Here is a 17,776-nt window from a genome sequence, read left to right on the forward strand (position 1 = left end):
CTGGGTTGATAGGCCGGATCTGGAAGCACCGTGAGGTGTGGAGGTGACCGGTACTAATAGGCCGAGGGCTTGTCCTCAGTTGCTCGCGTCCACTGTGTTAGTTCTGAGGCAACGAACCGTTGCCGGCTTTCGAGCTGAACAGAACAATTGAAGAGTGTGCTTGTTCGCTCGAAACCATTAGGGTTTCGGTGGTCATAGCGTAGGGGAAACGCCCGGTTACATTTCGAACCCGGAAGCTAAGCCTTACAGCGCCGATGGTACTGCAGGGGGGACCCTGTGGGGGGTACCCGGCTGCGCGAGAATGACTTGCGGTACCGAAGACAGGAGTCACCGATGTCCACCAACTCTCCCGACGACCGACCGGAGCGCGACCAGCGTCGACGGGACAACGGTGACCGCGGTGACCGCGGAAGCCAGCGTGGGGATCGCGGCGGGCAGCGCGGTGGCTTCCGTCGGGACGACCGTGATCGTGGGCCGCGTCGTGATGACCGTGACCGGGATCGCGGGTTCCGGCGCGACGATCGCCGTGATGACCGTCGTGATGACCGGCGTGACGACCGTCCGTCGTTCCGTCGGGACGACCGGCGTGATGAGCGGCGTGATGACCGTCCTTCGTTCCGGCGTGATGAGCGGCGTGACGACCGTCGGGGTGATGACCGGGGCGGGCAGCGTGGTGGGTTCCGTCGTGACGATCGCCGTGACGACCGCCCTCCGTTCAGGCGTGACGACCGACGCGACGACAACCGCCGGAGTGACAACCGCGGCGGCGGATACGGGCGTCGGGACGACCGTGATCGTGGGCCGCGTCGTGATGACCGTGACCGGGACCGTGGGTTCCGGCGCGACGATCGCCGTGACGACCGGCGCGATGACCGCCGTGACGACCGTCCGTCGTTCCGTCGGGACGACCGTCGCGATGAGCGGCGCGATGACCGTCCTTCGTTCCGGCGTGATGAGCGGCGTGACGACCGTCGGGGTGATGACCGGGGCGGGCAGCGTGGTGGGTTCCGTCGCGACGATCGCCGTGACGACCGCCCTCCGTTCAGGCGTGACGACCGTCCGTCGTTCCGCCGTGACGACCGGCGTGATGACCGTCGCGATGAGCGGCGCGACGACCGGCGTGATGACCGTCGGGACGCGCGTCGGGACGACCGGCCGGCCTTCCGGCGTGATGACCGGGGCGACCGCGGCGGGTTCCGTCGGGACGACAACAGCCGTGGGGGGTTCCGAGGCCGGGACGATCGCGGTGGACGCGGACCCCGGCGTGACGACCGCGGCGGGCGGCCCGGCGGCGGATACCGGGGGCGTGACGACCGGCCCGGCGGCGGTGGGCGTTTCCGCGAGGAGCGGGACCGCGACCGCGAGCCGATCAAGCGGCTGCCGATCCCGGAGGAGGTCACCGGCGACGAGATCGACAAGGACGTGCGGCAGGAGCTGCAGAGTCTGCCGAAGACGCTCGCGGAGGACGTCGCCAGGAACCTGGTGATGGTGGCCCAGCTGCTCGACGAGGACCCGGAGGCCGCGTACGGCTACTCCAGGGTGGCCCTGCGCCTCGCGTCCCGTGTGGCCGCCGTGCGCGAGGCGGCCGGATTCGCCGCGTACGCCAACCAGAAGTACGGCGAGGCGCTGGCGGAGTTCCGGGCCGCGCGGCGGATGACCGGGTCGGTGGAGCTGTGGCCGGTCATGGCCGACTGCGAACGCGGGCTCGGACGGCCGGAGAAGGCGCTGGACATGGCGGGCGCTCCCGAGGTGCACAAGCTGGACAAGGCCGGCCAGGTGGAGATGCGGCTCGTGGCCGCCGGTGCCCGGCGTGACATGGGGCAGCTGGACGCGGCCATCGTGACGCTGCAGAGCCCCGAGCTGGCCTCCAACTCCGTACAGCCGTGGACCGCGCGGCTGCGGTACGCCTACGCCGACGCGCTGCTGGCCGCGGGCCGGGAGCGGGAGGCGCGGGAGTGGTTCGCGAAGGCCGTGGAATCCGACCGGGACGGCAGCACCGACGCCTCCGACCGGCTCGCGGAACTGGACGGCGTCGAGTTCATGGACGCCCTTGACGAGGACGAGGACGGCCCCGGCGCCGGAAACGACGCGGAGGGCTCTTCCGCCGAGGACGCCGACAAGGCCTGAGGCCGACGGGCCTGACGCCGATGGGGGCGGGACCGGTTTGGCCGGCCCGCCCCCATCGGCGATTCTGCCGTCGCCCACGGCGTCACCCGCGGCGTCGCCCGGTCACACGTCGAGCGAGCGCAGTACCAGGCCCGAGGCGGGCTTGGGGCCGAAGGACGTCGACTTGCGGGGCATCGTGACGCCCTGTCGGGCCAGGTCGCGAACGACTTCCTCGCGGACCGGGTGCATCAGCACCGCCGTGGAGCCGTCGCGTTCCGCCTTGGCGACGGTGGCCCCGGTGTCGTGGATGTAGGAGATGTGGGCCGCGGAGTCGTCGGGGACGCGCCAGACGTGGGCGAGGAGCGTGGCGTGCAGGACGGTGGCGTCCAGGGTGCGCCAGGCCTCCGGGCGGTCGGCGGGGACCGTGCGGGAGAGCAGACCGGGGTCCGGCCGGTCGACGAGGTGGAAGGCGCCGTCACCGGCGAGGAGGAAGGCGTTGCCCGCGCCGGCCGCCTCGGCCAGGGCGTCCAGGGCCTGCGGCAGTGCTGTGGCGGCCAGGCGGCGGACGCGGAAGTGCCCCTCCAGGGCGGCCACGGCGTCCTTCACCGGCAGGTCGTGCAGCAGGCGGTGGATGGCGCGGACCCGCAGCGGGTAGCGGGCCGTGTCCACCAGGAGCACCAGGCCGTGGTCCCAGGGGCTGGGCGAGGGGTGCTCCGCGCGGAGCGTGCGGTACGTGGCCCAGCGGTGGTGGCCGTCGGCGATGAGAGCCTGGTGCCGGGCCAGTTCGCCGCGGACGCGCGCCAGGGTGTCGGGGTCGGTGACCGACCACAGGCGGTGGTGGAAACCGTCCTCCGTGGTCGTCGAGAGCAGCGGCGGCCGTTCACAGGTGCGTTCCACGAGGGCGGTCGTCGTCCTCGTGGAGTCGTCGCCGCGGTAGGTCAGCAGCAGGGGTTCGAGGTTGGCCGAGGTGGCCCGCATGAGCGCCGCGCGGTCGGCGACCACGTGCGGCATGACGTCCTCGTGCGGCAGGACGACCTGGTCCGCCGGGTCCGACACGCGCAGGGTGCCGATGAGGCCGCGTTGCAGCAGGCCGTCGCCGTCGCGCTGTTCATAGACGTACAGGCCGGGATCGGGGTCGGTGGTCAGGACGCCCTCGGCCAGCCAGCGCCGCAGGGTGTGCGCGGCCTGCTCGTTGCGGGCCTCGGGGGTGGCGGCCTGGGGCAGGATGAGGCGGACGATGTTGTGCGGGTCGGCGGACTCGAGGTGGAGCAGGCCGTCGGGGCGGACCACGACGTCGTAGGGCGGGGAGGTCACGGCGGCCAGGCTGCCGACCCGGTCGGGGTCGTAGCGGAGGCCTCGGAACGGGGTGAGTTCCAGGCCCCGGCGCGCCGTTGCTTCCGGGGGACCTGCAGAGTTCATCCCGGCATCGTACGTGTGTCGGTGGCATGGGGGATGATCGGGGGAAAAGCGTCTGATGAGGAGCGATGCGCAATGAGCCGGAGCGTCGGGACGAGGCCTGCGGGCAGTGGGCGGACCCTGAGCGAGGCGTACGACACGGCGCTGCTCGACCTGGACGGCGTGGTGTACGCCGGGGGGAGCGCGATCGCGCATGCCGTGGAGTCCCTCACGGCGGCCCGCGACGGCGGCATGCGCCTGGCGTACGTCACCAACAACGCGCTCCGGACGCCGGACACCGTGGCGGCGCACCTGACCGAGCTGGGGACGGCGACGGACGCCGCCGACGTCATCACCTCCGCCCAGGCGGTGGCCCGGCTGATCGCCGAGCAGGTGCCCTCGGGGGCGCGCGTGCTGGTGATCGGCGGTGACGGGCTCAGGGTGGCGCTGCGCGAGCGCGGTCTCGAGCCCGTGGAGTCGGCCGATGACGATCCGGCGGCCGTCGTGCAGGGCTTCGGCGGCCCGGAGCTGCCGTGGGGACGTTTCGCCGAGGCCTGCTACGCCATCGCACGCGGTGTGCCCTGGTACGCCTCCAACACCGACCTCACGATCCCGGGCGCCCGCGGAATCGCCCCCGGCAACGGGGCGGCGGTGGAGGTCGTCCGCATCGCCACCGGCGCCGAGCCGCAGGTCGCGGGGAAGCCGCTGCCGCCGATGCACCGGGAGACGATCCTGCGCACCGGGGCGCGGCGCCCGTTGGTGGTCGGTGACCGGCTGGACACGGACATCGAGGGCGCGTTCAACGGCGAGGTCGACTCGCTGCTGGTGCTGACCGGCGTGACCGACGGGGCGCAGTTGCTCGCTGCGCCGCCGCAGCACCGGCCGACGTACGTCGACGCCGATCTGCGGGGGCTGCTCACCGGGCAGCCGGAGGTCACCGGCGACGCCGGCGAGGGCTTCCGGTGCGGCGGCTGGTCGGCGACGGCCGGTGCGGAGCGGCTGGAGCTGGAGGGCGACGGCGCGGCGCTGGACGGGCTGCGGGCGCTGTGCGGCGCGGCCTGGACGGCGGGCGGGGAGGCAGCGTGCCGGCTGGACGCGGGGAAGGCCTTGGCGCGGCTGGGCCTGTGAGTGTGCCGGGAAGCGGGTCGGTCCTGTGAGTGTGCCCGGGAACCGGGCCGGTGCGGGGCAGGGCGGCGTGCTCGGGATCGTGATCGTTTGGCAGGGTAGGCTAGCCTAACCTCGTGTTGGTCGACAGTCCCCCCGAACAGCGCGCGGAGACCGCTCCCGCGCCGCCCGCCAAGCGCCGTGCCCTGCGCGCCGCAGGACTGCCCGTATCCGTGGCGGTCCTGGTGTTCGTCGCGCTGACGAGCATCGCCGTCGGCGCGAAGGACCTCACACTCGCACAGGTCTGGCACGGCCTGTTCCACGACACCGGCACGTACGGCGACGTCGTGGTGGGCGAGCGGCTGTCACGAACCCTGCTCGGGCTGCTGGCCGGTGCGGCGCTGGGCCTTGCGGGAGCGGTGCTGCAGGCGCTCACCCGCAATCCGCTGGCCGATCCGGGACTGCTCGGCATCAACGCGGGCGCCTCGGCCGCGGTCGTCACCGCCATCACCTTCTTCGGGGTCACCTCACTGACCGGGTACGTCTGGTTCGCCTTCGCCGGCGCGGCCGGGGTCGGTGCGCTGGTCTGGTTCCTGGGCGGCAGCCGAGGGGCCACCCCGGTACGGCTGGTGCTGGCCGGAACGGCGATCAGTGCGGCTCTCTTCGGCTACCTCCAGGCCGTCATGATCATGGACGACGCGGCACTGGGCCGGATGCGCTTCTGGACGGTCGGCTCGCTCGCCTCGGCGACGAACGGCACCATCAGGGAGGTGCTGCCCTTCTTCGTGGCCGGCACGGTCCTCGCCCTCGCGCTGTCCCGGCCGCTCAACGCCATGGAGATGGGCGACGACACCGCCAGGGCCCTCGGCGCCAACCTGAACCGCACCCGGGCGCTGTCCATGCTGGCCGCGACCGTGCTCTGCGGCGCGGCGACCGCGGCCTGCGGGCCCATCGTGTTCGTCGGGCTGATGGTCCCGCACATCGTGCGCTCCTTCACCGGCCCCGACATGCGCTGGATCCTGCCGTACGCCGCGATCCTGTCGCCGGTGCTGCTGCTCGGCGCGGACGTCCTCGGCCGGATCGTCGCCCGGCCCGCGGAGCTGCAGGTCGGCATCGTCACCGCCGTCCTCGGCGGGCCGGTCTTCATCTATCTCGTACGACGGCGGAGGACGGCCCAACTGTGAGGACAGGGAAGACCGGGAAGACGGGGAAGACCGGGAAGACCACGCGTGCCGCCAAGGCCGGCCGGACCGTGCGCGGCCCGGGCGGGTCGTCGTTCCGGCTCGACGTCCGGGCCGCGGTCGTCGTCGCCCTGCTGCTGCTCCTCGCGCTGGCCGCGAGCGTGCTCCTGATCGGCACCGGCGACTTCGACATACCGGCCGCCGACGTGCTGAAGACCCTGGTCGGCCGGGGCGACCCGGGCCAGGAGTTCATCGTCAACGAGCTGCGGCTGCCGCGGGTCCTCGTCGGGCTGCTGGTCGGCGGCGCGCTCGGAGTGGGCGGTGCGCTGTTCCAGGCCATCTCCCGCAACCCGCTCGGCAGTCCGGACGTGCTCGGCCTCGGCCAGGGCGCGACCGCCGGTGCGCTCACCATGATCGTCCTGTTCTCCGGCAGCTCGGCACAGGTCACCGCCGGCGCGCTCGTCGGCGGCCTGGTGACCGGTCTCGCCATCTATCTGCTCGCCTGGAAGCGGGGCGTGCACGGGTACCGGCTGGTCCTGGTCGGTATCGGCGTGTCCGCGATCGTCACGGCCGCCAACGGCTACCTCCTCACCCGGGCCGACATCGTCGACGCCTCCCGCGCCGTCGTCTGGATGACCGGCTCCCTCAACGGCCGCGACTGGGACCAGGTCTGGCCCCTCCTCGCGCTCTGCGCCGTGCTCGTGCCGTTCGTCCTCACCAAGGGACGGGCGCTGCGGATGATGGAGATGGGCGACGACGTCTCGTACGCCCTCGGGGTGCGCGTCGAACGCGTGCGTGCCCTGCTGATGGTGGCCGCCGTCCTGCTGACCGCCGCCGCGACCGCCGCCGCGGGGCCGGTCAGCTTCGTGGCGCTCACCGCGCCGCAACTGGCCCGGCGCCTCACCCGCTCGCCCGGCCCCAATCTCCTGCCGTCCCTGTGCATGGGCGCCGCCCTGCTGGTCAGCGCCGACTGGATCTCGCAGCGGGCCTTCGGCGCCGACCAACTGCCCGTGGGCGTCGTCACCGGCGTGCTCGGCGGTGTCTACCTGCTGTGGCTGCTGGTCACCGAGCGCAGGGCGGGCCGGATATGAGCGCCGGTGCCGGCACCCGCCGCGGGCCCGAGAAGCAAAGGAGCAACGTGAACCGCCTCACCGCCGAGAACGTCACCCTCGCCTACGACCAGCGGGTCATCGCGAAGCAGCTGTCGGTGGAGATACCCGACAACTCCTTCACGGTGATCGTCGGGCCGAACGCCTGCGGCAAGTCCACCCTGCTGCGCGCCCTGTCGCGGATGCTCAAGCCGAGCGAGGGCCGGGTGCTGCTCGACGGGTCGGTCATCCAGTCGACGCCCGCCAAGCAGGTCGCGCGGACTCTCGGCCTGCTGCCCCAGTCGTCCATCGCACCCGACGGCATCACCGTCGGCGACCTCGTCGGCCGCGGCCGCTACCCGCACCAGGGCCTGCTGCGCCAGTGGTCGACCGAGGACGAACGGGTCGTCCAGGAGTCGATGGCCCAGACCGGCATCTCCGAACTGGCCGAACGCTACGTCGACGAACTCTCCGGCGGCCAGCGCCAGCGCGTGTGGATCGCCATGGCGCTCGCCCAGCAGACCCCGCTGCTGCTGCTCGACGAGCCGACGACGTACCTGGACATCCAGCACCAGATCGACGTCCTCGACCTCTGCGCGGAGCTGCACGAGGAACAGGGCCGCACCCTCGTCGCCGTCCTGCACGACCTCAACCACGCCGCCCGCTACGCGACCCACCTCATCGCCCTGCGCGAGGGGAAGATCATCGCGGAGGGGGCGCCGAAGGACATCGTCACGGCCGACCTGGTCGAGCGGGTCTTCGGGCTGCGCTGCCAGGTCATCGACGACCCGGAGACCGGTACGCCGCTGGTGGTGCCGGCCGCGCGCAAGGCACGGGGCGCGGTCACCGGCACGCCGGAGAGGGCAGCCGCCGCGAAGGCCTCCTGAAGCCGAGCCGGCCGGGTGACCTGGAGCCGGCCGGATGTCCTGACGGCCGGTCGGGTGCGGAGAGCCGCCGGTCACAGGAGCTTCCTGAGCCGGAACAGGTCGCGCAGGCCCGCCTCCAGCCTCACCCGGCCCGAGCCCCAGGCCCTGGCGAAGTTCAGCTCGCCCGCCACCAGGGCCACCAGGTCGTCGCCGGTCATCGCGAGCCTGATCTCCGCCTTCTCCCGCGGCGGCCCCTGGAGGGTCTCGCGCACGTCGATCCCGCCGCCCGTCATGCGTCCGGCGAAGGTGACGTCCAGGTCGGTGACGTGGCAGCTGACCGAGCGGTCCAGGTCCGTCGCCGCCCGCACCTCCCCCTCGGCGCCGCGCATGTTCTCCGAGAGCCTGTCGAGTGCGGCACGGCACTCCTCCGTCGTCGCCATCGGGACCGACCGTACCCCAGCCACGGGGTAGCGTCGGGGCATGAACGACGCAGTACCGGAGCCGGAGCAGCCGGCAGCCGAGCAGGCGGAGTCCGGGCCGCCCGAGAGCCCCGGGTACGAGCCCGCGGCCCCCGCTCCGCTGGACGTCCCGCGCACCCCCACCGGGGACGCCGGGGTCGACGCGCGGCTGGCGCGGCTGGCCGACGCCGACCACCTGGCCACGGACGGACACGTCGAGGTGTACGAGGATGTACACCGGGGGCTGCGCGACGCGCTCACCGCGCTCGACGCCCGCCCGGGGCCCGCGGGACCTCCGGGGACCCCGGCACCCCCGTCGCCGTCCGCACCGTACGACCGCAGGAGCTGAACCGAACGTGGCAGGAGTCGCACGCCGCCGTCTGGACGCGGAGCTGGTGCGCCGCAAGCTGGCGCGTTCGCGCGAGCACGCGAGCCAGCTGATCGCCGCCGGGCGGGTCGCCGTCGGCAAGACCGTCGCGACCAAGCCGGCCACGCAGGTGGAGACCGCCGCGGCGATCGTGGTGAGCGCCGACGACGGCGATCCCGACTACGTCTCGCGCGGCGGCCACAAACTCGCCGGCGCCCTCGCGGCCTTCGTGCCGCAGGGGCTGTTGGTCGAGGGGCGGCGGGCGCTGGACGCCGGCGCCTCCACCGGCGGCTTCACCGACGTACTGCTGCGGTCGGGCGCCGCGCACGTCGTCGCCGTGGACGTCGGATACGGACAACTCGCCTGGACTCTGCGGCAGGATGAACGCGTCACCGTGAAGGACCGTACGAACGTACGCGAATTGACGTTGGAAGCGATCGATGGGGAGCCCGTGGATCTTGTCGTGGGGGATCTGTCCTTCATCCCGCTCGGACTGGTGCTGCCCGCGCTGCTGCGGTGCACGCGCCCGGACGCCGACCTGGTGATGATGGTGAAGCCGCAGTTCGAGGTGGGCAAGGAGCGGCTGGGCAGCGGGGGAGTGGTCCGCAGTGCGCAGTTGCGGGCGGAGGCCGTGACGGGCGTCGCCCGCAGGGCCTGGGAGCTGGGGCTCGGCGTGAAGGGGGTCACCGCCAGTCCGCTGCCGGGCCCCTCCGGGAACGTCGAGTACTTTCTGTGGCTGCGGGCCGGGGCCGACGCACCGGACCCGGCCGACGTTGACCGTGCAGTGGCGGAGGGGCCGCGTTGACACAGAACCGAGCGAGAACCGTTTTCCTGCTCGCCCACACCGGGCGTCCCGCCGCCATCCGCAGCGCGGAGCTGGTGGTCGGGGGGCTGCTGCAGGCCGGGATCGGCGTACGGGTCCTGGAGGCCGAGGCGCGCGACCTGCCGCTGCCGGGCGAGGTGGAGCTGATCAGCGAGGCCACGCCGCAGTGCCTCGACGGATGCGAGCTGCTCATCGTGCTGGGCGGCGACGGCACGCTGCTGCGCGGCGCCGAGTTCGCCCGCGCCTCCGGGGTGCCGATGCTGGGCGTCAACCTGGGCCGGGTCGGATTTCTCGCGGAGGCCGAGCGCGACGACCTCGACAAGGTCGTCGACCGGGTGGTGCACCGGGCCTACGAGGTCGAGGAGCGGATGACCGTCGACGTCGTCGTGCACCGCAACGGCGACATCGTGCACACCGACTGGGCGCTGAACGAGGCCGCCGTGCAGAAGGCCGGCGCCGAGAAGCTCCTCGAAGTCGTCCTGGAGATCGACGGGCGGCCGGTGACGGGGTTCGGCTGCGACGGCATCGTGCTGTCGACGCCGACCGGCTCGACGGCGTACGCCTTCTCGGCCGGCGGGCCGGTGGTGTGGCCCGAGGTGGAGGCGCTGCTGATGGTGCCGATCAGCGCGCACGCGCTGTTCGCGAAGCCGCTGGTGACCTCGCCGGACTCGGTGCTCGCGGTGGAGGTGCTGCCGCACATCCCTCCGGGGGTGCTGTGGTGCGACGGGCGGCGGACGGTGGAGCTGCCGCCGGGCGCGCGGGTGGAGGTGCGGCGGGGGGCGGTGCCGGTGCGGCTGGCGCGGCTGCACCACGCTTCGTTCACTGATCGGTTGGTGGCGAAGTTCGCGTTGCCCGTTTCCGGGTGGCGCGGGGCGCCGCATTAGCGGTCTCGAAAGGGTGGTTCGGTGCGTCACGGGGTGCGGGTGCGTCGTGGCTGGTCGCGCCCCGCGGCGCAGCCGCTGTCAGCACGGTCCCGCGCCCCTGGCGGCATGGGCCTTCCCCGCGTGACAAGGGTGGGCTGTGTGCGTTTCCCGTCCTCGACCTCGTATGGTCGTGTCCGTGCTTGAGGAGATGCGGATACGGTCGCTCGGTGTCATCGACGACGCCGTGGTCGAGCTGTCGCCCGGGTTCACCGCTGTCACCGGTGAGACGGGGGCCGGCAAGACCATGGTGGTCACCAGCCTCGGCTTGCTGCTCGGCGGACGCGCGGATGCGGCGCTGGTGCGGATCGGGGCCAAGAACGCGGTCGTCGAGGGGCGTATCGGCGTGCCCGGAAACGCCTCGGCCGCCGTCCGGGCCGAGGAGGCCGGGGCCGAGCTGGACGACGGGGCGCTGCTGATCAGCCGTACCGTCTCCGCCGAAGGGCGCTCCCGCGCGCATCTGGGCGGGCGGTCGGTGCCGGTGGGGATGCTCGCCGAGCTGGCCGACGAACTCGTCGCGGTGCACGGGCAGACCGATCAGCAGGGGCTGCTCAAGCAGTCCCGGCAGCGGCAGGCCCTGGACCGGTACGCGGGGGGCGCGGTCGCCGGACCGCTCGCCAAGTACACCGAGGCCTACCGGCGGCTGCGGGCCGTCGCCACCGAGCTGGACGAGATCACCACGCGCGCGCGGGAACGCGCCCAGGAGGCGGACCTGCTGCGCTACGGCCTCGACGAGGTCGCCGCGGTCGAGCCGCGCGCCGGTGAGGACGTGGAGCTGGCGGAGGAGGCGGAGCGGCTGGGCCACGCCGAGGCGCTCGCGTCGGCCGCCACGGCCGCCCACGCCGCCCTCGCGGGCAACCCCGAGGACCCCGAGGGCGTGGACGCGGCGACGCTCGTCGCGGGCGCGCAGCGGGCCCTGGACGCCGTCCGGTCGCACGACCCGGCGCTCGCCTCGCTCGCCGAACGGATCGGCGAGGTCGGGATCCTGCTGCGCGACGTGGCCGGCGAACTCGCCGGGTACGCCGACGACCTGGACGCCGACCCGCTGCGGCTGGCGGCGGTCGAGGAGCGCCGGGCCGCGCTCACCGCGCTGACCCGGAAGTACGGCGAGGACGTGACCGCCGTGCTGACCTGGGCCGAGCAGGGTGCCGCGCGGCTGACCGAGCTGGACGGCGACGACGAGCGGATCGGCGAGCTGACCGCGGAGCGCGACGCGCTGCGGGCGGAGCTGGGCGGCCTCGCGCAGGCGTTGACGGACGCGCGCACCGAGGCCGCCGAGCGGTTCGCCGCCGCGGTGACCGCCGAGCTGGCCTCGCTCGCCATGCCCCACGCGCGCGTGTCGTTCGCGATCCGGCAGACCGAGGACGCGGAGGGCGTGGAGGTGGGCGGCCGGCCGGTCGCGTACGGCCCCTCCGGCGCCGACGAGGTCGAGCTGCTGCTCGCCCCGCACCCCGGGGCACCGCCGCGGCCGATCGCCAAGGGCGCGTCCGGCGGTGAGCTGTCGCGCGTGATGCTGGCCGTGGAGGTCGTGTTCGCGGGCACGGACCCGGTGCCGACGTACCTCTTCGACGAGGTCGACGCCGGTGTCGGCGGCAAGGCGGCGGTGGAGATCGGGCGGCGCCTCGCCCGGCTCGCGAAGAGCGCGCAGGTCGTGGTCGTCACGCATCTGCCGCAGGTGGCTGCGTTCGCCGACCGGCAGCTGCTGGTGGAGAAGACCAACGACGGGTCCGTGACCAGCTCCGGCGTGAAGGTCCTGGAGGGCGAGGAGCGCGTGCGGGAGCTCTCCCGGATGCTCGCCGGGCAGGAGGACTCGGAGACCGCCCGCGCCCACGCGGAGGAACTGCTGGAGGCGGCACGCGCCGACGCGTAGGCCTCCGGCGGTGAGCGGGGAGGAACGCGGGGGCGGGCAGCGGGCAGCGGGTGGTGGGGTTACGGCCTGCGGCTCCCCGGCCCCCTGGCCTTCTGGCCTTCTGGTCTGGGCTCCCGGGCCCGGGCTCCCGGCCCTTCGCCTCAGGTGCGTGGGTCCGTACGGCTGGGAGCGGCTCTGGGGACGGCGGCTGTCGAGGTCGTCACCGCTGTGGGGCCGACCACGTGGTGCGGTGCGCGGCCTGCGGTGTCGGGCGCGTTCTTGTGCCGCGCGCGGCGGTGAGAGCCCGGTACCAGACCCCCGGCAGTCACTCGTGCGAGTGAACTGGTGCCGTTCCGTTGCCCCGTGAGCCGTTCGCGCGCGATGTCCGCCGTTGCCGGAACACCCGTACGGCCTGGCATCCTTGACGGAGTGACGACCGGAAGAGCGTGCGGCGCGCGCGCTCCGCACCGTCCTTCTGTACGTTCTTCGTGACCGACCCCGCCGAACCAGGAGCCCCGGCCAGTTGACCCCCGTGAGCAGCCACGCACCGCACGGCCAGTCGCCGCTGCGCACCGTTCAGGTGCTGGGCGGCGGCAACGCCGGCAGCAGCGCACACGTGCGCTCACTGGCCGCGGGGCTCGTCGCCCGGGGCGTGAAAGTGACGGTGTGCGCCCCCGACGAGGCGGAGTGCACCTACGACTTCACGGGCGCCGGAGCCGACCACGTGCACGTCCCCCGCAGCAGCGATCCCGTGTCGGTGGCCGCGCTCCGCGCGGTGTGCGCCGACGCCGACATCGTGCACGCGCACGGACTGCACGCCTCCTTCCGGGCCGCCCTGGCGCTCGGCGGGCGGCGGGTGCGCACACCGCTCGTCGTCACCTGGCACGAGCCGGTGCACGCCGAGGGTGCCCGTGCCGCCCTGCTGCGGGTGCTGGAACGACGGGTGATGAAGGCCGCCACCGTGGTGCTCGGCGCCACCTCGGAGCTGGTCGACGAGGCGCGGCGCACGGGGGCACGGGACGCCCGGCTCGGCCCCGTGGCGCTGCCGACCCGGACGGGCGGACCGGCCGGGCCCGAGGACCCCGACGGGCCGCGCCCGAAGCTCCGCGCCGAACTGGGCGCCGTCGACCGGCCGTTGCTGGTCGCCGTCGGCTCTCTGGAACGGCACCGTGCGTACGACGTCCTGCTCGACGCCGCGCACACCTGGCGCCGCCTCGACCCCGCGCCGCTGGTCGTCGTCGCCGGGGAGGGGTCGCTGCGCGGGGAGTTGCAGGCGCGGATCGAGGCCGAGGAACTGCCGGTGGCGCTGGTCGGCAGCCGCGACGACGTGCCCGAGCTGCTGGCCGCCGCCGACCTCGCGCTGCTGCCCGGCCGCGGGGAGACCGGCCGCTCCGTCCTCGTGCAGGAGGCCCTGCACGCGCGCGTGCCGCTCGTCGCCGCCGGCGCGGACGGCATTCCCGAGCTCGTCGGTGACGCCGCCGAACTCGTCCCGCCCGGGGACGCCGGGGCGCTGGCCGACGCCGTCGTCCGGCTGCTCGGCGACGCGGGGCGGCAGGACGAGCTGCGGGACAGGGGCCTGCGGCAGGCGGCCGCGTGGCCGACCGAGGACGAGACCGTCGCCCAGGTCCTCAGCGTCTACGACGAGCTGACGCAGCCCACGCCGCTGCTCTAGGGCCTGTCTGACCATTCCCGTCGTCGCCCGAAGGGCGGCCTCGCGGCGTCAGGCGCGTGCTCTGGGGGTCCCCCCCGGCCGGAGGCTGGGGGAGTGCCGGGCGTCGACCGGCGTACTGGTTGTACGTGGTCGGCGCCCGGTGCGGCGAGTGGGGGCACCTCCCACGCCCTACGGCACGTGCCGGCGGGCGCGCAGGGCCAGGCTCAGGGTCAGGACGGTCTGCGGGTCGTCGAGGTCGGTGCCCAGCAGTTCGCCGATCCGCGCCAGCCGGTTGTAGAGCGTCTGCCGGTTGAGGTGGAGCTCCCGGGCCGTTTCCGCCTTGCGCCCGGCGTGCGCCAGGTAGGTCTGGAGGGTGGGCAGCAGGGGCGGCTTCGCACGGTCGTCGTGGTCGCGCACCGGGCCGATCGCCCGGTCGACGAAGGCCGCGAGATCCGGATGGTCGCGCAGCCGCCACAGCAGCAGGTCGATGTCCAGGCGCCGGGCGTCGTACCAGGGCCGGTCGGGCAGGCCCTGTGCGGCCGTCGCCGTCTCCGCCGCGTGCCGCAGACCCGCCGAGGCCGCCGCCCAGCCGCCCGCCACGCCGACGACCACGACCGGCGGCTGGGAGCCGGGCCGCCGTATGCCGGCCCGCTCCGCACCCGCCCGCAGCGCCGCCGCCACCCGGTCCGCGACGGCCGGCCGCTCCGCCTCCGAGCGCAGCCCGAGGAGCAGCGGTACCCGGCCCTCCACCGGCCGCACGCCCAGCAGGGCCGGCACCCCCACCGACGCCAGCTCCTCGGCGACCGCGCGGGCCAGCACCGCCCAGCCGCCGCCCGAGGGGGACAGGGCGTCGCCCAGCCGCATCACCACCGGCAGCAGCGGGCCGGTGCCCGGCTTGAAACCCAGGACCCGGGCCTGCGCCGGGGCGTCGTCCGCGGTGACCCGGCCCTCGGCGAGGTCGGTGAGGAAGTCGCCGCGCCCGCGTGCCGCCAGCTCCTCCTCCTGCCGCGCCTGCATCAGCACCACGGCGAGGGTGCCGGCCGCCCGCTCCGCCGCCATCCGGTGCACCGGCGCCAGCGGCGACCGCACCGGCAGCAGGACCAGCCGCGCGCGGACCGCCCCGGTGCCGGGCCCGCCGCCGGGGACGTCCACGAGGACCGAGCCGGCCGGGGGCGGCGCGTCCTTGTGCGGGCCGCGCAGCCCCTCCCAGACCTGGAGCGGGTCGGCGCCCTCCGGGCCGGATCCGGCGGCGTACAGCAGGCGGCCGTCGGGAGTCTCCAGGAAGACCGGGTTGTCGCCGAAGCCGGCCAGGATGCCGAGCACCTGCGGCACCCCGCCGCCGTCCAGCAGGGCCCGCGTGCACCGCCGGTCCACTTCCTCGGCCCGCTGGAGCAGCGCGTAGTGGCCGTTGACGATCTCGGTGTGGATCTCCTCGGTGACCGTCACGAACGGCACCTCCCGGTGCAGCTGGACCAGGGGCAGCCCGGCCGTTCGGGCGGTGTCGACGAGGGCCGCGGGCAGCCGCGCGAAACGCGGGCCCAGCTCCACGACGAGGGCCGCGATGCCGCGGTCGGCCAGCGTGCGGACGAACGCCCGCTGCTCGGCGGGCCGGGTGCCGAGACCGTACCCGGTGGTCAGCAGCAGCTCGCCGCCCTTGAGGAGCGAGGCGATGTTGGGCACCTCTCCGGCGTGCACCCAGCGCACAGTGCGGTGCAGGCGGTCGGCGCCCGCGAGGATCTCCGGCAGGCCGCTGAGCAGCCCCGGCAGCTCCAGCGCCCGCCGCACGGTGATGCCGGCGCCCCGGGTGTCGAGTCCGCTGTCCCTGCCGCTGTCCATGAGCCGGACGCTACCCGGCGCGGACGCACCCCGGACATCCCACCGGCGGGCCGGCGCGCGCCGCGGGGGCACCGATCCCGGGGCGTCACCGTCGTGGCCGTCGCACGCGAGGAGCACAGCACCCCGCACGGGCACCTGCGGTCACGACACCGCACCGGCCCCGGCGACGGCCGGGACCCGGGCCGATGCCCGGGCCGGCCGGACCCCGGAGGCCCCGGCACGCCCAACGGACGCACCCCGCCGAGCCCGCCGAGCCCGCCGCGACGCCCCGGCGCCGCGCCCGGGCGGCCCCGCTCAGCCCCCGTACGCCCCGCTCGCCGTCAGCCTGAGGGCCGTGTCGATCAGGGGGACGTGGCTGAAGGCCTGGGGGAAGTTGCCGACCTGGCGCTTCAGGCGGGGGTCCCACTCCTCGGCCAGCAGACCGAGGTCGTTGCGCAGCGAGAGCAGTTTCTCGAAGAGCTTGCGCGCCTCGTCGACCCGCCCGATCATCGCCAGGTCGTCCGCCATCCAGAACGAGCAGGCGAGGAAGGCGCCCTCGTCGCCCGGCAGGCCGTCGACGCCCTCGTCGTCGCCGTCCGTCGGGTAGCGCAGGATGAAGCCGTCCGACGTGGACAGCTCGCGCTGGATCGCCTCGATGGTGCCGATGACCCGCTTGTCGTCCGGCGGCAGGAAGCCCATCTGCGGGATCAGCAGCAGCGAGGCGTCCAGCTCACGGGAGCCGTAGGACTGCGTGAAGGTGTTGCGTTCCTTGTCGTAGCCCTTCTCGCACACGTCCCGGTGGATGTCGTCGCGCAGCTGCTTCCAGCGCTCCAGCGGGCCGTCGGCGTCGCCGGACTCGATCAGCTTGATGGTGCGGTCGACGGCGACCCAGGCCATCACCTTGGAGTGCACGAAGTGGCGGCGCGGACCGCGCACCTCCCAGATGCCCTCGTCCGGCTCGTTCCAGTGGTCCTCCAGGTAGCGGATCAGCTTCAGCTGGAGCACCGAGGCGTAGTCGTTGCGGGCCAGACCCGTCATGTGGGCCAGGTGCAGGGCCTCGGTGACCTCGCCGTAGACGTCCAGCTGGAGCTGGTGCGCCGCGCCGTTGCCGACCCGGACCGGGGTGGAGTTCTCGTAGCCCGGCAGCCAGTCGAGCTCCGCCTCGCCCAGCTCGCGCTCGCCCGCGATGCCGTACATGATCTGCAGGTTCTCGGGGTCCCCGGCGACCGCGCGCAGCAGCCACTCGCGCCAGGCGCGGGCCTCCTCGCGGTAGCCGGTGCGCAGCAGCGAGGACAGCGTGATCGCCGCGTCGCGCAGCCACGTGTAGCGGTAGTCCCAGTTGCGCACCCCGCCGATCTCCTCCGGCAGGGAGGTGGTGGGCGCGGCCACGATGCCGCCGGTGGGGGCGTAGGTCAGCGCCTTCAGCGTGATCAGGGAGCGCACCACCGCCTCGCGGTAGGGGCCGTGGTACGTACAGTGCTCGACCCAGTCGCGCCAGAAGTCCTCGGTGGCCGTCAGGGACTGCTCCGGCTCGGGCAGCGCAGGCGGTTCCTTGTGCGAGGGCTCCCACGAGATGGTGAACGCGATCCGGTCACCCGGCGCGACCGTGAAGTCCGCGTACGTGGTCAGCGCCTCGCCGTAGGTCTCGGCCTCCGTGTCGAACCACACGGAGTCGGGCCCGGCGACGGCCACCGTGCGGCCCTCGTGCTTGTGCACCCACGGGACCACCCGGCCGTAGCTGAACCGCATGCGCAGCTCCGAGCGCATCGGCACCCGGCCGGAGACGCCCTCCACGATCCGGATCAGCTGCGGCGCGCCGTCGCGCGGCGGCATGAAATCGGTCACCCGGACGGTGCCGCGCGGGGTGTCCCACTCGGACTCCAGGACCAGCGAGTCCCCGCGGTAGGTCCGCCGGGCCGCGGTGGGCGGCTCGGCGTCGGAGGCGTGGGCGGGACCGAGCCGCCAGAAGCCGTGCTCTTCGGTGCCGAGCAGGCCGGCGAAGATGGCATGCGAGTCGAAGCGGGGCAGGCACAGCCAATCGACTGTGCCGTCCCGGCAGACCAGCGCAGCGGTCTGCATGTCTCCGATGAGTGCGTAGTCTTCGATGCGCCCGGCCACGTGCAACTCCAGTCGAACGGCCACGTCACCCCGCA

The 17,776-nt window shown here is 73.9% G+C and carries 15 protein-coding genes and 1 rRNA gene; 12 read left to right on the plus strand and 4 right to left on the minus strand.

Going from position 1 to position 17,776, the window contains the following annotated elements:
• Positions 1-184: 184 nt before the first annotated feature.
• The 3 genes from rrf to IG94_RS43180 all read left to right on the plus strand — a co-directional run bounded on the left by rrf (position 185) and on the right by IG94_RS43180 (position 2,127).
• Positions 185-301 (plus strand): 5S ribosomal RNA (gene rrf, locus IG94_RS0123840).
• A gap of 99 nt (positions 302-400) precedes the next feature.
• A complete protein-coding gene (locus IG94_RS43175; RefSeq protein WP_224326296.1) occupies positions 401-1,486 on the plus strand; it encodes a hypothetical protein in 1,086 nt (361 codons plus the stop codon).
• Positions 1,378-2,127, plus strand: a complete 750-nt coding sequence (locus tag IG94_RS43180) for a tetratricopeptide repeat protein (RefSeq protein WP_206269864.1) — start codon at positions 1,378-1,380, stop codon at positions 2,125-2,127. The genes IG94_RS43175 and IG94_RS43180 overlap by 109 nt, the downstream gene beginning before the upstream one ends.
• A gap of 102 nt (positions 2,128-2,229) precedes the next feature.
• Here IG94_RS43180 and IG94_RS0123855 read toward each other — a convergent pair whose 3' ends face one another.
• Positions 2,230-3,525 carry a DUF1015 domain-containing protein gene (locus IG94_RS0123855; RefSeq protein WP_031040709.1) on the minus strand — a complete coding sequence of 432 codons (1,296 nt, stop codon included), beginning with the start codon at positions 3,523-3,525 and terminating at the stop codon, positions 2,230-2,232.
• 72 nt (positions 3,526-3,597) lie between these two features.
• On the opposite strand from IG94_RS0123855, the gene IG94_RS0123860 reads away from it, so the two are divergent.
• From IG94_RS0123860 to IG94_RS0123875, 4 genes are all read left to right on the plus strand, one after another.
• Positions 3,598-4,629 (plus strand): HAD hydrolase-like protein, encoded by a 1,032-nt coding sequence (locus tag IG94_RS0123860; RefSeq protein WP_031040712.1) that lies wholly within the window; start codon positions 3,598-3,600, stop codon positions 4,627-4,629.
• 113 nt (positions 4,630-4,742) lie between these two features.
• Positions 4,743-5,789: a FecCD family ABC transporter permease gene (locus tag IG94_RS0123865; RefSeq protein WP_031040715.1), complete on the plus strand. Its 1,047-nt coding sequence runs from the start codon at positions 4,743-4,745 to the stop codon at positions 5,787-5,789.
• Positions 5,786-6,877 (plus strand): FecCD family ABC transporter permease, encoded by a 1,092-nt coding sequence (locus tag IG94_RS0123870; protein ID WP_107060657.1) that lies wholly within the window; start codon positions 5,786-5,788, stop codon positions 6,875-6,877. Before IG94_RS0123865 ends, IG94_RS0123870 begins: the two co-directional genes overlap by 4 nt.
• Entirely contained in the window at positions 6,874-7,761 is an 888-nt protein-coding gene (locus IG94_RS0123875) for an ABC transporter ATP-binding protein (protein ID WP_107060658.1), read from the plus strand. Before IG94_RS0123870 ends, IG94_RS0123875 begins: the two co-directional genes overlap by 4 nt.
• A 71-nt stretch (positions 7,762-7,832) precedes the next feature.
• Here the strand turns inward: IG94_RS0123875 and IG94_RS0123880 are convergent, their stop codons facing one another.
• On the minus strand, positions 7,833-8,180 hold the full coding sequence (locus IG94_RS0123880) for a sterol-binding protein (RefSeq protein ID WP_031040723.1): 348 nt from the start codon (positions 8,178-8,180) through the stop codon (positions 7,833-7,835).
• Between the two features lie 40 nt (positions 8,181-8,220).
• Between IG94_RS0123880 and IG94_RS0123885 the strand changes: the two genes are divergently transcribed.
• From IG94_RS0123885 to IG94_RS0123905, 5 genes are all read left to right on the plus strand, one after another.
• A complete protein-coding gene (locus IG94_RS0123885) occupies positions 8,221-8,547 on the plus strand; it encodes a hypothetical protein (protein ID WP_031040725.1) in 327 nt (108 codons plus the stop codon).
• A 7-nt stretch (positions 8,548-8,554) separates the two neighbouring features.
• On the plus strand, positions 8,555-9,370 hold the full coding sequence (locus IG94_RS0123890; protein ID WP_031040727.1) for a hemolysin: 816 nt from the start codon (positions 8,555-8,557) through the stop codon (positions 9,368-9,370).
• Positions 9,367-10,272, plus strand: a complete 906-nt coding sequence (locus IG94_RS0123895) for an NAD kinase (protein WP_031040730.1) — start codon at positions 9,367-9,369, stop codon at positions 10,270-10,272. Before IG94_RS0123890 ends, IG94_RS0123895 begins: the two co-directional genes overlap by 4 nt.
• A gap of 163 nt (positions 10,273-10,435) precedes the next feature.
• Complete coding sequence (gene recN / locus IG94_RS0123900) at positions 10,436-12,178, plus strand: DNA repair protein RecN (protein WP_031040732.1); 1,743 nt, start codon at positions 10,436-10,438, stop codon at positions 12,176-12,178.
• A 502-nt stretch (positions 12,179-12,680) separates the two neighbouring features.
• Positions 12,681-13,829, plus strand: coding sequence for a glycosyltransferase family 4 protein (locus IG94_RS0123905; protein ID WP_031040735.1), 1,149 nt, complete (start codon positions 12,681-12,683; stop codon positions 13,827-13,829).
• Between the two features lie 168 nt (positions 13,830-13,997).
• Here IG94_RS0123905 and IG94_RS0123910 read toward each other — a convergent pair whose 3' ends face one another.
• Both IG94_RS0123910 and IG94_RS0123915 read right to left on the minus strand, forming a co-directional pair.
• Positions 13,998-15,644: a PucR family transcriptional regulator gene (locus tag IG94_RS0123910; RefSeq protein WP_031040738.1), complete on the minus strand. Its 1,647-nt coding sequence runs from the start codon at positions 15,642-15,644 to the stop codon at positions 13,998-14,000.
• Between the two features lie 294 nt (positions 15,645-15,938).
• Positions 15,939-17,741: a glycoside hydrolase family 15 protein gene (locus IG94_RS0123915; protein ID WP_031040743.1), complete on the minus strand. Its 1,803-nt coding sequence runs from the start codon at positions 17,739-17,741 to the stop codon at positions 15,939-15,941.
• Positions 17,742-17,776 lie beyond the last annotated feature (35 nt).

The sequence above is a fragment of the Streptomyces olivaceus genome (genome assembly GCF_000721235.1).
Classification (GTDB): domain Bacteria; phylum Actinomycetota; class Actinomycetes; order Streptomycetales; family Streptomycetaceae; genus Streptomyces; species Streptomyces olivaceus.

Bases quoted from the DNA above. Each gene is read 5' to 3' on its own strand.
- IG94_RS0123855 (WP_031040709.1), bottom strand. From the start codon at position 3,525: ATGAACTCTGCAGGTCCCCCGGAAGCAACGGCGCGCCGGGGCCTGGAA.
- IG94_RS0123860 (WP_031040712.1), top strand. From the start codon at position 3,598: ATGAGCCGGAGCGTCGGGACGAGGCCTGCGGGCAGTGGGCGGACCCTG.
- IG94_RS0123875 (WP_107060658.1), top strand. From the start codon at position 6,874: ATGAGCGCCGGTGCCGGCACCCGCCGCGGGCCCGAGAAGCAAAGGAGC.
- IG94_RS0123880 (WP_031040723.1), bottom strand. From the start codon at position 8,180: ATGGCGACGACGGAGGAGTGCCGTGCCGCACTCGACAGGCTCTCGGAG.
- IG94_RS0123885 (WP_031040725.1), top strand. From the start codon at position 8,221: ATGAACGACGCAGTACCGGAGCCGGAGCAGCCGGCAGCCGAGCAGGCG.
- recN (WP_031040732.1), top strand. From the start codon at position 10,436: ATGGTCGTGTCCGTGCTTGAGGAGATGCGGATACGGTCGCTCGGTGTC.
- IG94_RS0123910 (WP_031040738.1), bottom strand. From the start codon at position 15,644: ATGGACAGCGGCAGGGACAGCGGACTCGACACCCGGGGCGCCGGCATC.